At 62.9% G+C, this 13785-nt stretch carries 11 protein-coding genes; 7 read left to right on the forward strand and 4 right to left on the reverse strand.

Features of this window, described 5'->3' with window-relative positions; genetic code table 11:
• Positions 1-118 precede the first annotated feature (118 nt).
• Genes ACSBM8_RS15015 through uxuA form a run of 3 tightly spaced genes read left to right on the forward strand, consistent with a single transcriptional unit; the run spans position 119 to position 5265 of the window.
• On the forward strand, positions 119-2776 hold the full coding sequence (locus tag ACSBM8_RS15015; RefSeq protein WP_442678804.1) for a glycoside hydrolase family 2 TIM barrel-domain containing protein: 2658 nt from the start codon (positions 119-121) through the stop codon (positions 2774-2776).
• Between the two features lie 19 nt (positions 2777-2795).
• The gene (locus ACSBM8_RS15020; protein ID WP_442678805.1) at positions 2796-4088 is read left to right on the forward strand and encodes an MFS transporter; all 1293 of its coding nucleotides are present in this window, start codon (positions 2796-2798) and stop codon (positions 4086-4088) included.
• Positions 4060-5265: a mannonate dehydratase gene (gene uxuA / locus ACSBM8_RS15025; RefSeq protein WP_442678806.1), complete on the forward strand. Its 1206-nt coding sequence runs from the start codon at positions 4060-4062 to the stop codon at positions 5263-5265. The genes ACSBM8_RS15020 and uxuA overlap by 29 nt, the downstream gene beginning before the upstream one ends.
• Positions 5266-5450: 185 nt before the next feature.
• Here uxuA and ACSBM8_RS15030 read toward each other — a convergent pair whose 3' ends face one another.
• Positions 5451-6617, reverse strand: a complete 1167-nt coding sequence (locus ACSBM8_RS15030) for a sensor histidine kinase (RefSeq protein WP_442678807.1) — start codon at positions 6615-6617, stop codon at positions 5451-5453.
• On the reverse strand, positions 6602-7357 hold the full coding sequence (locus ACSBM8_RS15035) for a response regulator (RefSeq protein WP_442678808.1): 756 nt from the start codon (positions 7355-7357) through the stop codon (positions 6602-6604). Before ACSBM8_RS15035 ends, ACSBM8_RS15030 begins: the two co-directional genes overlap by 16 nt.
• A 98-nt stretch (positions 7358-7455) precedes the next feature.
• Between ACSBM8_RS15035 and ACSBM8_RS15040 the strand changes: the two genes are divergently transcribed.
• From ACSBM8_RS15040 to ACSBM8_RS15055, 4 genes are all read left to right on the forward strand, one after another.
• A complete protein-coding gene (locus ACSBM8_RS15040; protein WP_442678809.1) occupies positions 7456-8136 on the forward strand; it encodes an outer membrane protein in 681 nt (226 codons plus the stop codon).
• Between the two features lie 86 nt (positions 8137-8222).
• The gene (locus ACSBM8_RS15045) at positions 8223-8747 is read left to right on the forward strand and encodes a DUF2141 domain-containing protein (RefSeq protein WP_442678810.1); all 525 of its coding nucleotides are present in this window, start codon (positions 8223-8225) and stop codon (positions 8745-8747) included.
• An 86-nt stretch (positions 8748-8833) separates the two neighbouring features.
• Positions 8834-9019 (forward strand): hypothetical protein, encoded by a 186-nt coding sequence (locus ACSBM8_RS15050; RefSeq protein WP_442678811.1) that lies wholly within the window; start codon positions 8834-8836, stop codon positions 9017-9019.
• A 194-nt stretch (positions 9020-9213) separates the two neighbouring features.
• Positions 9214-9465, forward strand: coding sequence for a hypothetical protein (locus tag ACSBM8_RS15055; protein ID WP_442678812.1), 252 nt, complete (start codon positions 9214-9216; stop codon positions 9463-9465).
• Between the two features lie 8 nt (positions 9466-9473).
• Here the strand turns inward: ACSBM8_RS15055 and ACSBM8_RS15060 are convergent, their stop codons facing one another.
• Together ACSBM8_RS15060 and ACSBM8_RS15065 are read right to left on the reverse strand one after the other, a co-directional pair.
• The gene (locus tag ACSBM8_RS15060) at positions 9474-12422 is read right to left on the reverse strand and encodes a DUF6493 family protein (RefSeq protein ID WP_442678813.1); all 2949 of its coding nucleotides are present in this window, start codon (positions 12420-12422) and stop codon (positions 9474-9476) included.
• Complete coding sequence (locus ACSBM8_RS15065) at positions 12422-13777, reverse strand: SWIM zinc finger family protein (protein ID WP_442678814.1); 1356 nt, start codon at positions 13775-13777, stop codon at positions 12422-12424. Before ACSBM8_RS15065 ends, ACSBM8_RS15060 begins: the two co-directional genes overlap by 1 nt.
• Between the last annotated feature and the right edge of the window lie 8 nt (positions 13778-13785).

Consider the following 13785-nt stretch of genomic DNA (forward strand, 5'->3'; position numbering starts at 1 on the left):
ACAATTAGTTTAGGCCGTATATGTGACATAATAGCCATAGTCATCGTGAGATGATCTAGATTTTAAAACTGGTAAGGCCGATTTCAGAAGGCTACACTCGCTGAAAATGGAGAGGGTTATGCTCAGCAGACGAGGATCAGCCGCGATCATTGCGCTCGTGGCCACGCCGGCAATTGCCCAATTAGACCGTCCGACGATGTCATTGTCGCAGAGCTGGGAATTTCGCCGGGGTGGAAATGTCGATCCCGCGAACGCCATGCGGGCAGACGGCACATGGCAACAGGTGTCCGTTCCCCACACCTGGAACCGCGTCGGCTATTATATCCCGTCGCCCGAAAGCCATCTCAATCGCGAAACCAATATCGACAAATATCAGGGCGTCGGCTGGTACCGGGTGACGTTCACACCCCCGTCGTCGTTCAATGGCCATCAGGCATGGCTGCAATTCGATGCGGCCAGCCGCACCGCCGAAGTGTGGCTGAACGGACAACGGCTCGGCCAGCATCGCGGTGGCTTCTCCCGCTTCCGGCTTGATGCCACCCCGGCCATGCGCGTCGGTCAGCCCAACACGCTGTTGGTCAAGGTCGACAACAGCCAGCCCGACGTCGGTTCGTCGACCGCCGACGTGCTGCCGCTCGCGGGCGATTTCTTCGTCCATGGCGGCCTTTACCGCCCGGTCAGCCTGATCGGCACGGATGCGGTGCATATCGACATGCTGGATGACGGCGGCAGCGGCATCTATGCCGTCACCCGCGCCATCACGCCGGGCAACGCCCAGGTGGATGTGCGCGTCCGCGTGCGCAACGATCATGCGCGCAAGCAGGCCGCGACCGCGAACGTCCGCCTGCTGGATGCGGACGGCAAGATGGTGGCCAGCGCTACCCGCCGCGTCGCCCTCGATGCAAAGGGCATGGCGGAGCTCACACAGACGCTGGCGGTGACGAACCCCCATTTATGGAATGGCGTCGCCGATCCTTACCTGCATCGCCTGGTCGTCGAGATCGCGTCCGCCTCGGGTGCCGTGCTCGACCGCGTTGAACAGCCCTTTGGTATCCGCGAGATGCGGGCCGATCCGGCGCAGGGCTTCATCCTGAACGGCAAGCCAGTGCGTCTCCACGGCGTGGGCTACCACCAGGATCGCGAGGGCAAGGGCTGGGCGGTCAGCGCCGCCGATATCGAGCAGGATTTCGCGATCATGCGCGAAATGGGCGTGAACACGATCCGGCTGACCCATTATCAGCACGGCCAGGTCATCCACGATCTCGCCGATCGCTACGGCATGATCCTGTGGGATGAGATCCCGCTCGTCTCGCGCTGGACTTTGGGCGACGAGACCGTCGCATCGCCCGCCCTGCGCGACAATGCCCGCCAGCAATTGCGCGAACTGATCCGGCAGAACGCCAACCATGCCTCCGTGTTCAGCTGGGGCATCGCCAACGAGGTGGATTTCGGGAAATCGATCCCGATCTTCATCTCGACCAACAAGGATGCGCCCGCCCCCGATCCCCTGCCTCTCCTGCAGGAGCTCAAGACGCTGGCCAAAGCGGAGGATCCGTCGCGGGCGACCGCGCTCGCTACCTGCTGCGAGGGTCGCTTGCTCGGCAATGCCGACGTGCCGGTCACGGCGGCCGCGGCCGATCTCGGCGGCGCCAACCGTTATTTCGGCTGGTATTATGGCAATCCCGAGGACCTCGGTCCGCATCTCGACGCCATTCGCGCGGAACGGCCGGCGCAGCCCTTGTCCGTGACCGAATATGGCGCCGGCGGTGCCCTGACGATCCACACCGACAACCCGCTGGGCGGAAAGGTCGATCAGCGCGGTCGCAATCAGCCCGAAGAGTTCGAAAGCTACATTCACGAACGCGCCTGGGCGACGCTGGCGAGCAAGCCCTATTTGTGGGCGACCTGGCTGTGGAATTCGTTCGATTTCGCCACCACCGTCCGGCGGGAAGGCGACGCCAACGACGTCAACACCAAGGGCCTGGTCACTTACGATCGCGCGATCCGCAAGGATGCCTATTATTTCTACAAGGCGAACTGGACGCAGACGCCGACCGTCCACATCAATGGCCGCCGCTATGTCGATCGTGCCTACGCCACGACCGACATCCGGGTTTACAGCAACGCAACGCGGACCGAGCTGGAGGTCAATGGTCGTGTCATCGGCGCGCTGGATGCCTGCCCCGAAAAGATCTGCGTGTGGCCTAAGGTCGTCCTCGCCGCGGGTACCAATCAGATCATCGTGCGCGGCCGCTTCGCCGATGGGACGCACCAGGATTCCGTTCAGTGGCAGCTGGCACCCGAGGCGGTGCGAACCGTCCGGATCGACAGCGGCGCGCTGGTCGCGGCGCCCATTCCGGGGAAGCGCTTCGGCTCCGATAATTTCTTCGACGGCGGCACGGTCGGCGATATCAACGCCTATTCGGGCTATGGCCCGCGCCCGGCGGCAAAGGTCGTCGCCGGGACAGCGCAAGGCGCGGTGGCCGAAACCTATCGCGAGGGTCGTTTCGGCTATCGCGTCCCGCTACCCAACGGCCGCTACACTGTCGATCTGACGTTCGTCGAGCCGTCGCTCGCGGCCGGGGCGCGCCAGTTCGACGTGACGGCCAACGGCAAACGCGTCGTTGCCGGGCTGGATATTGCCGCCGCCGCGGGCGGGCCGCTGAAGGCGCTGACGCGGCGCATTGCCGTCCAGGTGACCGACGGCACGCTCGACCTGCGCTTCGTGCCGGTCCGCGGCGATGCGATCGTCTCCGCGATCGAGATCACGCCATGACCGGCGGGCGCCAGTCTCTATGGGCGTGAAGCCGGTGCCCCGCGGGTGGCGCAGCATTCCGCTGCGCTGGCGCCTGATCGGGCTCGTCACGCTCGGCACGATCCTGAATTATCTCGCGCGTTCGACGCTGTCGGTTGCCGCCCCGCAGCTGAAGCTCGAATTCGGCATGTCGACGGAAGATTATAGCTGGGTCGTGCTCGCCTTCCAGGCGAGCTACACCGTCATGCAGACCGTCGCCGGCAGCGTGCTGGACGCGCTGGGCACGCGGCTGGGCTTCTTCCTTTTCGCCGTGGGATGGGCACTCGCCAATATGGCGCACGCGCTGGCGACAGGCTGGCCGAGCCTCGCCATGTTCCGTGCTTTGTTAGGGGCAAGCGAGGCCGCCGCCATCCCCGCCGGCGCCAAGGCCGTGTCCGAATGGTTCCCGCCGCGCGAGCGATCGCTGGCGACCAGCGTGTTCCAGATGGGGACAAGCGTCGGCAATATGGTCGCGCCGCCGCTCGTCGCCTTCTGCATCCTTGCCTGGAATTGGCAGGCGGCGTTCATCGTAACCGGCGGGTTGAGCCTGGTGTGGGCTTTGCTCTGGTATTGGAGCTACCGTAGCCCCGCCGATCATCCCGCGATCAGCGCAGCGGATCGCGCCGCGATCGCCGAAGCCCACAATGACGATGTCGCCGTCAAACCGACGACCCGCCGCGAACTCCTGCGCAGCCGCAGCTTCTGGGGCATCGCGATACCGCGATTCCTGGCGGAACCGGCCTGGCAGACGTTCAACTTCTTCATCCCGCTCTATCTGGCGTCAGTGTGGCAATTAGATCTCAAGAGCATTGCGCTCTGGGCGTGGCTGCCATTCCTGGCCGCCGATTTCGGCAGCCTTGCGGCCGGCGTCCTACCGACCTGGCTGATGCGGCGCGGCATGCCGCTGGTCGCGTCCCGCAAGGTAACGATGAGCATCGGCGCGCTGTGCATGATCGGACCGGCCTGTATCGGCTTGGCGGGCTCGCCGGGGATCGCGATCCTGCTCTTCTGCGTGGGCGGCTTCGCCCACCAGATGCTGAGCGGCGCGTTGATCACCTTGTGCGCCGACATGTTCGACAGCCGCGCCGTCGGCACCGCGAGCGGCATGGCGGGAACGTCGGCCTGGGTCGGCGGCATGTTGTTCACCCTGTTGATCGGGCAGAGCGCGGACGCCTGGGGCTATGACCCCTTGTTCCTCGCGCTGGCCGGCTTGGACCTGATCGCAGCCGCAGTGCTGTGGAGCCTGCTGCGTGAGGCGCGGCGCAATGTTGCAACGAATGTGGAAGGTGTTTGACGTGTTGATGACGCAGATGATGCGCTGGTTCGGTCCGGCAGATCCGGTGAGCCTGCGCGACATACGACAAGCCGGCGCGACGGAGGTTGTGACCGCGCTGCATGAAGTGGCGAATGGCGAGATCTGGCCACGGGAGCAGATTGCGGCGCGCCGAGCGGACGTCCAGGCGGCCGGCCTCGACTGGACCGTGGTCGAGAGCCTGCCGGTCAGCGAGGGCATCAAGACGCGGTCGGCCGACTGGGATCGGCTGATCGACCATTATCGCGAAAGCCTGCGCAACCTGGCGGCGTGCGGCATCAAGGTCGTTACTTATAATTTCATGCCGTTGCTCGATTGGACGCGGACCGATCTGGCGTGGGAATTGCCGGACGGCGCGCGCGCCTTGCGGTTTGAAGCCGTCGCTTTGGCGGCGTACGATATCCATATCCTGGCGCGGCCGGGCGCGGCGGAGAGCTATGATGGCCGCACCCGCACAGCGGCGGCGATCCATTACGACCGGATGGACGATGCCGCACGCGCCCGCCTGGAACGTACGATCATTGCGGGCCTGCCGGGGAGCGAAGAGGGGTTCAGCTCGCCCCAATTCCTGCAGGCGATCCAATCCTATGCCGAAATCGACGCCACGACCCTGCACGAAAACCATGTCGCCTTTCTGGAGGCCGTCTGTCCGCTCGCGGACGAACTCGGCCTCCGGCTCGTCGTCCACCCCGACGATCCGCCTTTTTCGATCTTCGGGTTACCACGCGTGGTCAGCACCGAAGCGCATGTCGCCGACCTGTTCGCGCGCGTGCCAAACCCTTCCAACGGCCTGTGCATGTGCATCGGATCGTTCGGCGTGCGTGCCGACAACGATCTGCCGGGCATGATCGATCGTCTGGGCAGCCGGATCGGCTTCCTGCATCTGCGATCCGTGCAGCGGGAAGCGGATGGCGCCTTCCATGAGGCCGCGCATCTGGAGGGCAATGCCGACATGGCGGCGATCGTGACGGCCGTCCACCGCCTGTCCGTGCGCGAAGCCCGCAGCATTCCGATGCGGCCCGATCATGGTCATCAGATGCTCGACGATCTCAACCGCACGACGAACCCGGGCTATTCGCTGCTCGGTCGGATGCGGGGCCTGGCCGAACTGCGCGGGCTGGAACGCGGCATCGCACCTCGTGCGGGCACTTCGGCCTAGCCGAATCGACGGAGCGTATCCGCCGGGCACCACGCCCGGCGGCGGCTTGGTCCGATGGCCGTTTTCGACGCCGGATACGGGACGATTCCGTCAGGGTATGCGGGATTGGACCGATCAAACGCGAATTCTAGCTGCGATGATGAACGCCAAAATTCTCAGCTTTCCGCAGCTCACGCCACCCGCGCTCAAGCCTTCTTGGCCGGTCCTGCGAATGGCAGCGAGACGATGAAGCAGGCACCGGATCGGTCGGCCCGGTTTCGGGCGGTAATCGTGCCGTCATGGGCCTCGGTGAGCTTGGCGGCTAATGTCAGTCCTATCCCGCTGCCCGGCCGCCCTGCGCGCCTATCCACCCCGGCGCGCCAAAAAGGGATGAACAGGCGCGGCGCGTCTTCCGCAGCAAAGCCATCCCCCTGGTCTTGCACTGTCACGATCGCGTCGCTGTTCCTGACCACCAGAATGACATCTATGCGGCCGCCCTCCGGTGAATGTTTGATAGCGTTGGTCAGAAGATTGGTAAAAATCTGCGTGATCCGCACGGCATCGCCGATCAGCGGGGCGGGCGCGACCATCTGATGGATCGACACACCGCGCCCCTCTGCGGACAACCGAAGATCCGCTACCAATAGGTTGAGCAGGGGCTTCAGATCGATATGGCGCAGATCGAGATTGAGTTCGCCGGCATCGGCATGGGCAAGTGTGCGCAGATCTTCGACCAGGCGGGACAGATGTTCCACCTGCCGTAACAAGCGATCCGCCTCGCCATTCGCTGGATCGATTATGCCGTCCGCGAGACCATGCAAGCGCCCCTTGAGGATCGTCAGGGGGGTGCGCAACTCATGCGCGATACCGGCCGTGAGAACCGTCCGTTCCCGCTCATAGGCTTCGATATCGGCGGCCATGCGATTGAAGCTGTCGACGAGCTCCCCCGTCTCCCCTGACACCCGCCCGCGATCCACGCGAACCGATCGATCGCCTGCCGAAACGCGTGCTGCTGCCTTGGCGACGGCCGTGATCGGTCGGCTGATCCGGCGCGCGACGACGGCCGCGAGCGTGCCACCGGTAAGGATCGACACCAGGAAGATGACGCTGATGAAGCCGAGATCGGTGATGCCGGGCGGCTGGCCCCCATAACGCTGGTACAGGTCGAAAAAGCGGTCGGTTCCGCGCTGGTTGGTATCCACGAGATATTGCAGCTGCGCGCGCGCCGTCGGCGGCATGTGGCTCATGACATTGTTCAACTGGAAGTACATCGCGACATAAAAAGCGCCGAGGCCCGTCACCATCGTGATGAAGGTCATCAACGCCGCCAGCATCAGCATACGCGTGACGAGGCGGTTCAGGATTCTGGCCATAATCTATACCCCAATCCGCGCACCGGCTCGATCATGTCGGCACATCCGGCGCCGGTGAGTTTCTGGCGCAGCTTCGACAAATGGCTGTCGATGACACGGTCATAGGCATCGCTTTCCGGCGAAGCGGCCTCCAGCAATTCGGAACGGGAAAAAGCGCGTCGGGGCTGCCGCGCCATATGCGCCAGGATTTGGAACTCGGTGGGCGTGAGCGCAACGCGCGCAGGCTCCTCGTCCGCGTCCCCCCGACAACTGACGACGCGCGCGTCGAGTTCGATCAACAATTTTCCCACCGTCAACGTCCGTCGACCGGTCGCCCCCTGGGATCGCCGGAGAACGGCGCGGATCCGCTCGACCACTTCGGACGGATTGAAGGGCTTCACCACATAATCGTCGGCGCCCATCCGGAGCGATGAGAGCTTGGTCACCTCGTCATCCTGCGCGGTCACCATGATCACAGGTGTATCCACCCGACGCCGGATCGTCGTGAGTATGTCGAGCCCGTCGCCACCCGGCAGCCCGATGTCGAGCAGCACCAGATCGGGATGGAATTGCGCGTGCGATCGGATCGCATCCTGCACGTTGGCCGCACGGGCAACCTCGAAGCCGGCGCGTTCGACATAGGCCGCCAGCAACTCGGCGATCTCGCGCTCATCCTCGACGATCAAGACCTTGCTCATCACATTCCCTTCAACACCCCAATCGTCGCCGGATGTGGAGAAAGGATGGAGACGCGGCTCCATCGAACCTCCATCGAATGTGGAACGGGCGTTCATCGAGTGCCGCCATTTGTGCTGCGACGCCGGGCATCAGGTCCGGCGCTCCGTTCAAAGGGTGTCTCATGGTCCGTCCCATCTCCAGCCTCAGGCTGATCTGCTTCGCCGCACTACCGCTCGCCACTGCGGCACATGCGCAGGACGAAGAGCCCGTGACGGGCGTTTACGCCGTCGCCCGCGTCGGTGCCTCGATCAATCCCAAGCAGAAGCTGAAGTCGGACGACATCTCTTCGTCGTCCTTCACCGACAGCAGCAAATTCAAGACCGGCCTCACCGGCCAGATCGGCGGCGGGTATGACTTTGGCATGTTCCGCATCGAGCAGACGATCGGCTACAATAATGACGATCTCAAGCTGAAGAATCTTGACAATAACCAGGTCGCATCCGGCCGCACCCGATCGTTCAGCATGAGCTTGGCGGGATATGTCGACATCCCCCTCCATAGCATCATCGTCCCTTATGTCGGCGGCGGCGTCGGCGCCGCGCGGGTTGAGGCGAACATGGTGCGCGTCGACGGGACCACCGGGCTCGGCAGCAGCTATTCCGGCAAGGATTGGGGTCTGCTGTGGCACGCCGATGCCGGCATCGGCATCCAGGTCGCCGCGAGAACCACATTGGAGGTCGGCGCCCGCTATTCGCAAACCAGCCGCCTGAGCTTCGCCGGTCAGAATTTCGGCACCGCCACCAGCTATCAACCGACGCTGCGTGCGCTGTCAGGCACAATCGGCGTTCGCCACGTCTTCTGAGCGCGCCGCCGCGCCCGGCACATTGCGCGGAATCGGGCGCGGCGCAGCTGAACGCGGCCTTCCGCCTTTCCGCAGCGAGACTTACCATGCCGATCAAGATCTTTGCCCTCATCGCCATTACCACCATCTGCGCCCCCCTTACCCCCGCCGCCGCACAACCGTCGGTGGTGGGGGGAGGGCCAGCCTGCACGCCGTCGGCGCCCGGCATTCAGGTGGACGTCACCGGTCTCAAAGACAGGTCCGGCCAATTACGACTGGAGGTCTACCCCGCCAATCAGGCAGACTTCCTGAAGGACGACGAGGCCCTTCTGAAAGAAGGGAAGCTGTTCCGCCGCCGAATTGCTCCCGTTCCCGCAGCGGGACCGGCCCTGTTGTGCGTCGCCGTCCCCCAGCCAGGTGCTTATGCGATCATCGTGATCCACGATCGCGACAACGGGAGAAAATTCAGCATCTCCCGCGATGGGATCGGGGTACCGGGCAACACCCGATTGGGTCGAACCCGCCCAACAGTCGCGCAGGCAACCGTCGTCGTCGGCAACGCCGTCGCAACCACCGTCACCAAGCTCCAATATCTGCGCGGCCTTTCCGGTTTCGGGCCACTCGAACCATGAGGCCGCCATCGTTGGATCATGGACGCGGTGGTTTCACGCGTCCGCCCCGCCCCTTTATCCGCAGGGGTAAAGGCAAAAACGACGCCATGCGATGCGCGCTGCGGCTCCTGGCCATTTGGGTACCGATCCTGGGCGTCTTCTGCGCGCTGGAATGGCAGATCAATCGCCAGCTCCACGATCTTGTCGCATCGACCATCATCGTGATGACGATCGCGATCGTCACGCTGACGTTGGCGGCCCCGCTTCTACAAATACCCGCACACCACAGATGATGTCGTCCCCCTACGAGGTCGCAAGCCCGCGCATCGACCGCGGACTGAAAGAGGCTCCATCAAAGCTCCACTGGGCGAGGCGGTTGGTGCCCAAGCGCGACCGAGACAGCTGCACAACGGATCGAACATCAGCTGTCGCAGCGGCTTGCCGCCCCCGTCTGCAATCGCACCGCCCGACAATAATGGAGAAGGTCATGAAGACATCTGCTTTGCCCCTTGTGCTGCTACTACCTTTCTTCACTTCCGGTTGTGTCGTCGGCACAGCCTGGGATCTTGCCTCCCTGCCGGTGAAAGCGACGACCAAGGTCGTCGACTGGTCCACCACCGATCAGGCCGAAGCCGATCGCAAAGCGGGGCGGGACATGCGCCTCGCTGATAGGCAACGCGAGCACCGGGATAATCGCCAGTGCCGCGATTTTTCGGCCTATTGCGATGGGAGTGAGTAGGCGTCAGGTCATTGGATCAGCTGCTTTGCAAGCCGCGCGGCTTTTCCGTTGCCCGTTGCGCGGCAGAGCGCACTGCGCGCGGCGTCATCCAAAGGTCGTCCCGTCATAGCCTGGGCCTCGACAAGGACCTCGAGGATCTGAAACGCGTTTTTCTGGTGCAGATCAAGTTGCGGCAACCAATGCTGTAGCGCTTCACTCACAACCGATGCGTGAAGCGTAGATGCCTCGACGACCGGTTTGAGCCCATCTGCGACGCGGTTGAGCTTGACCCATTCCCCTTCCGCCAATCGGGCGATGGTCACTGCGAAAAGTTGCGGGTCGAACAGCCGTTTATCGACACCCTCAATCAGCGCATCGATGGCGAGCCCACGGGCATCCGCGTCCTTCGCCACCAATCCGATGCACAGCAACAGGTGGCCGGGTTCCCGCCAGGGACGGCCGCGCTGGAACAAAGGCTGGAAATAACCATGGCTGGGACTCCAACTACTGCTATTTTCGTCGGTTCTCAGCATCAGCCTCGTCACGCCAAGCATGTATGCGGCAGCGGGGTTCTGGGGCCAAATAAACGACAGCCACTGCGATACCCAAGGCGAAAGCAATTCGCCGGACCAGGACCGCTTTCTGTCCATGCGCCGGTTGAGCGCAGCCGTTGGCAGGCTCCTCCAATCCATCGCAGTGCGCCCTCTCAACGCAGAAGCGACCCGGCCAATAAAGCCGCTCGCGCTGTCGGAAGCCGCGGCGTCCTCTAAGCCGTCGCAGGTGACGGAAACCGCGAACTCGGGAAACTTAAGGCGTGTCCGATCATGTTGGTGTGCCCTGTGAGATGATCGCCAGATATAGCGCGCAGGCCGAATGGCATCCGAAAGCTGGCCATCCAAACGCAGCGGCGCCAATTCGGCGCTCCAGTCCGCATATGGATCGCGACACCGCGCGGCGGTAACCCAGGCGGCATAGCGCGCCTGATCCGAACGTGTGGGGCGCGCGTCTCCGCCCAGGGCAAAATCCACAATCTGACGGAGCGGCGCGGGCAACGCTCCGGCAGCGTCGAGTGCTTCCCCCCGACGATCAGGGGCTAGTCGGAGCATCGATAGCCGAAAGTCCATACTGTCGACGGCGGCGGAATCGGGCAATTTGGTCAGGCGTTGGATCCACACGAGGGGGTCTATCCATCCCCCTTTGTGGGTAGGAACGGAGAGGAGAGCGCGCATCTCGCCGCGGTAAATACGATCGACAATCGCGCGCAGATGCTGCCTCACCGGCACGAAGCCATCTTCAAGCGTGTAATATTGGGTTTCCTCGTTCGGGCTCCGATGGAGGCGACCGGTTAGCCAAGTGTAGAGCAAGTCTAGCAGCGCCCCGCCAACGCCAACGCCAACGCCAACTTTGGCCACGACGATGCTATTCAAACCCCCGCCCGTACTCAGTCGATGCAGCAGCGGCGCGACCCGTGCCTTAAAATCCGCCGGCCGGCTGGCCGCCAATCGCGAGATTGCATCGACGATCCGTTCGATCTCATCCGGCGACTCTACCGCTTCGACCGCGTGCAAAACGGCTGCGATCAGAGCCTCAACAGTCTCGATCGGCCGTATCTCGTCCTCCGGCCTCAAAATCGGCGCTTCGATCCGGTCGGATGCGATGGGGCTATAATCGAGCAACCGTTCAGGTTCCGGCGATAGGCTGCTTGGCACGCGCGCCGCAGCTATCGCACCGCTCGGATCCGTATCGGGCGAAATCAGCTGCGCAAAGCGAGCACGATTGCTTGCTGCCACAAAAGGTTCGATGTCACGAAGGGCCTCGAGATCCTCCTGCGTAAGCTGCGCTCTGTTCGCGATCGAAATGTCGAGTGCCAGTGACTGCACATCGGGCCGAGCATGGCGCAGCGCCTCACCGACGGATTTGAGCGCCTCCGGCCCAAATTGCTTTTGCCGGGCCATGATGCGCTTGAGCAGTTTAAGCGCTGCCAATGCATTGCCCTTGCCGTCGCTCGAAAAAACCACGGGCAGTTCACGCAGTACGGGCTCGACGTTAAGCGCGTCAATCTTCTCGAGTTGGCCAAGCATCTCGATCGCGAACTTCACGACATGACCGACAGAATGACAAAGCAGGTCGATATAGCCTGGCTGATGCCGGCGAAGCTCGGTTTCACTAGGCGCCATTCGCCTGTAAAACCCGCAGAAGCCCGAAAGCTGGTTCTGCTTGAAATCGAACTTTAGCCCATCGAGGGCCCACTGGAGCAGTGCGGCGCGATCCAGATGACCGTCAGCGGACAGCTTCAACAGGGCTTCCGTCCAGGTCTCATATTCTGGGGCCGCGCTTTGTTGCAGCCAGGTGTTGGTGTTGAACGCGATATTCTTCACCCGGAACAGACCTTCAACATCGGCCAGAAGCTCCGGATCGGCGAGTAGCTGTGCGGTGATCGGGGGAACGACTTCATCTTTGTTATAGAAGCTGGTGCGCATCAAATGGCTCGCAAACCTGCTATAATATCCATCGACTACAGGCTTCGCGCAAACGCCGTCACGGATCCAGGCCAGCAAAAGGCCGAAGCTTAGATGCGTGAAATCAACTTCAAGCTGATGTGCGATCCAGTCGTCCAGCCACGCGGGTCTGCGGTCGCGGATAATCTGGTCGAAGATCGGCACTTGGTCATGCCAGACATGAATTTCGCGCTTCTTCACGACCGAGACGGGGCATAGCGCGAACAAGGCCAGCATAGCGTGGCGGTTCTGGATGGCGTTCCAATGGCTCCAGCTGTCGCCCTGGCGGGTGAACAGGACGGCCTTGAGCCGAAGGGATGCGCTGTCAGCGGCTTTGCCGGTGTACAATTGACGATAGAGCTTTTGCGCCGATCCCGACAATTTGCTGCGGGCCTTTTCGTCGAGCGGCGCGAGCGCACGCGCCAATGCCCAGCTTCCCTTTCTGTCGAGTACCAGCGCTTCCAGTTCGTCGTAAGTCATCAGGCCGCCGCCTCCCCGGCTTCCACAACAATCGACGCGGCGAGGATATGTTTGCACGGGCCGCGCTGGCCCTGATATTTACTGAACCACGGGCAGGTGCAGCTTTGGTGGTCCCCGGCGATACCCACCCGGTGCATCGTCCCGGTGCCCTGTACTTCGAAAGTTGCGATGCCCCCGGCCGCATCGGGAAGCCGCCGGACCAGTCCGCCCTCGACCAGTTTTCGCGCGTTCCCAAGACGTGGCTGCATGTCTTCGACCTTGTCGAGATCGAACGGCAGCACCCGATGGAAATAGCGTTGAGTGTCTGCATCGAAACCTGCGAGCCCCTTGCTCCCCAGCACCGCCAGCGCTGTCTCGACTTCAGCGGATTTGAGGTTGAGGCCTGTTGCCAAATCGCCGACATCGACCTGCGACTGCCACCTCAAGCTCGCGCGGACCTTAGCGATTACCGCATCTTCCGGCGGCTTGGCCAAGACGCTGAGTATCTGGCCTTCGCCAGAAAAGCCGCGAAACACCTCCGGGCTGATCATGAGGAAGAAGGCGCCGATCGGATAGCGGACCTCCCATGCACTGGCGCCGCTGGCCTCGTCGCACCAGACCCGCAGGCTTCGGGCCCGTACCAACAGCGGCTCGATCACCTTCACCCGGTGCGTTCCCAAGATCGGCACGGCGCCCTTTTGCGCGCGTTGACTCAACCGGATCGATCGGCCCGCCGACACCGCATAGCTGGGCATCTTAGGCTTGGCGCCCTTGGGCAAAGTCCGGACGAAACGCAGCGCTTCGGCGGCGTTAACCTCCATCATCAGCTGCAAGCGCGGCTGATAGGCTTGCACCTCGCTAAAACCCTTGATCCAGCGGAGGGGAAGTTTGACCTTCTTCTCGATGGTCCTCTCATCGCCCTTGCTGAGCATAACCTCATCCGCGCCGACGGCAAAGCGCACGTCCTCCTCATCGCGCAAGCGGAGCAGCGCATTGCGCATCGGCTGGTTGAAATCGACGTTGGTCGTGCCGCGCCCATGACAATCCCCGTCAAATGCCTCAGCCGGAAGATCGACGCGCGCATAGACCCCGCAACAGCCGCTGAAGCCTTCCAGCCTCAGCAGTTCCTCATTGCTGGTCAGCACAGGATCCAAAATTACGGGGCGAGGCAGGAAGAAGTGCGTTCGCACGACATCGCTCAAGGTATAAAGCATGTCGCCCAGCATTCGCGGATATCGGGCACGACCGTCGAAGAAATAAGGCCGTTGCTGGTCGGCATTACAGGTGGCAAGCGATAGTTGCGGACGTCCCGTAGCGGTGGCAGCTACGCCCGACGGGAAGCCATAACGGTAGGTATAGTCGAGTGCGGCCGACATGAGCATTC

The sequence above is a fragment of the Sphingomonas sp. ASY06-1R genome, from assembly GCF_052180265.1.
Taxonomy (GTDB): Bacteria; Pseudomonadota; Alphaproteobacteria; order Sphingomonadales; family Sphingomonadaceae; genus Sphingomonas_I.

What these genes read in the sequence shown, in the direction of transcription:
- ACSBM8_RS15015 (WP_442678804.1), top strand. Translation starts at nt 119, where the DNA reads ATGCTCAGCAGACGAGGATCAGCCGCGATCATTGCGCTCGTGGCCACG.
- ACSBM8_RS15020 (WP_442678805.1), top strand. Translation starts at nt 2,796, where the DNA reads ATGGGCGTGAAGCCGGTGCCCCGCGGGTGGCGCAGCATTCCGCTGCGC.
- uxuA (WP_442678806.1), top strand. Translation starts at nt 4,060, where the DNA reads ATGTTGCAACGAATGTGGAAGGTGTTTGACGTGTTGATGACGCAGATG.
- ACSBM8_RS15030 (WP_442678807.1), bottom strand. Translation starts at nt 6,617, where the DNA reads ATGGCCAGAATCCTGAACCGCCTCGTCACGCGTATGCTGATGCTGGCG.
- ACSBM8_RS15035 (WP_442678808.1), bottom strand. Translation starts at nt 7,357, where the DNA reads ATGGAGCCGCGTCTCCATCCTTTCTCCACATCCGGCGACGATTGGGGT.
- ACSBM8_RS15040 (WP_442678809.1), top strand. Translation starts at nt 7,456, where the DNA reads ATGGTCCGTCCCATCTCCAGCCTCAGGCTGATCTGCTTCGCCGCACTA.
- ACSBM8_RS15045 (WP_442678810.1), top strand. Translation starts at nt 8,223, where the DNA reads ATGCCGATCAAGATCTTTGCCCTCATCGCCATTACCACCATCTGCGCC.
- ACSBM8_RS15050 (WP_442678811.1), top strand. Translation starts at nt 8,834, where the DNA reads ATGCGATGCGCGCTGCGGCTCCTGGCCATTTGGGTACCGATCCTGGGC.
- ACSBM8_RS15055 (WP_442678812.1), top strand. Translation starts at nt 9,214, where the DNA reads ATGAAGACATCTGCTTTGCCCCTTGTGCTGCTACTACCTTTCTTCACT.
- ACSBM8_RS15060 (WP_442678813.1), bottom strand. Translation starts at nt 12,422, where the DNA reads ATGACTTACGACGAACTGGAAGCGCTGGTACTCGACAGAAAGGGAAGC.
- ACSBM8_RS15065 (WP_442678814.1), bottom strand. Translation starts at nt 13,777, where the DNA reads ATGTCGGCCGCACTCGACTATACCTACCGTTATGGCTTCCCGTCGGGC.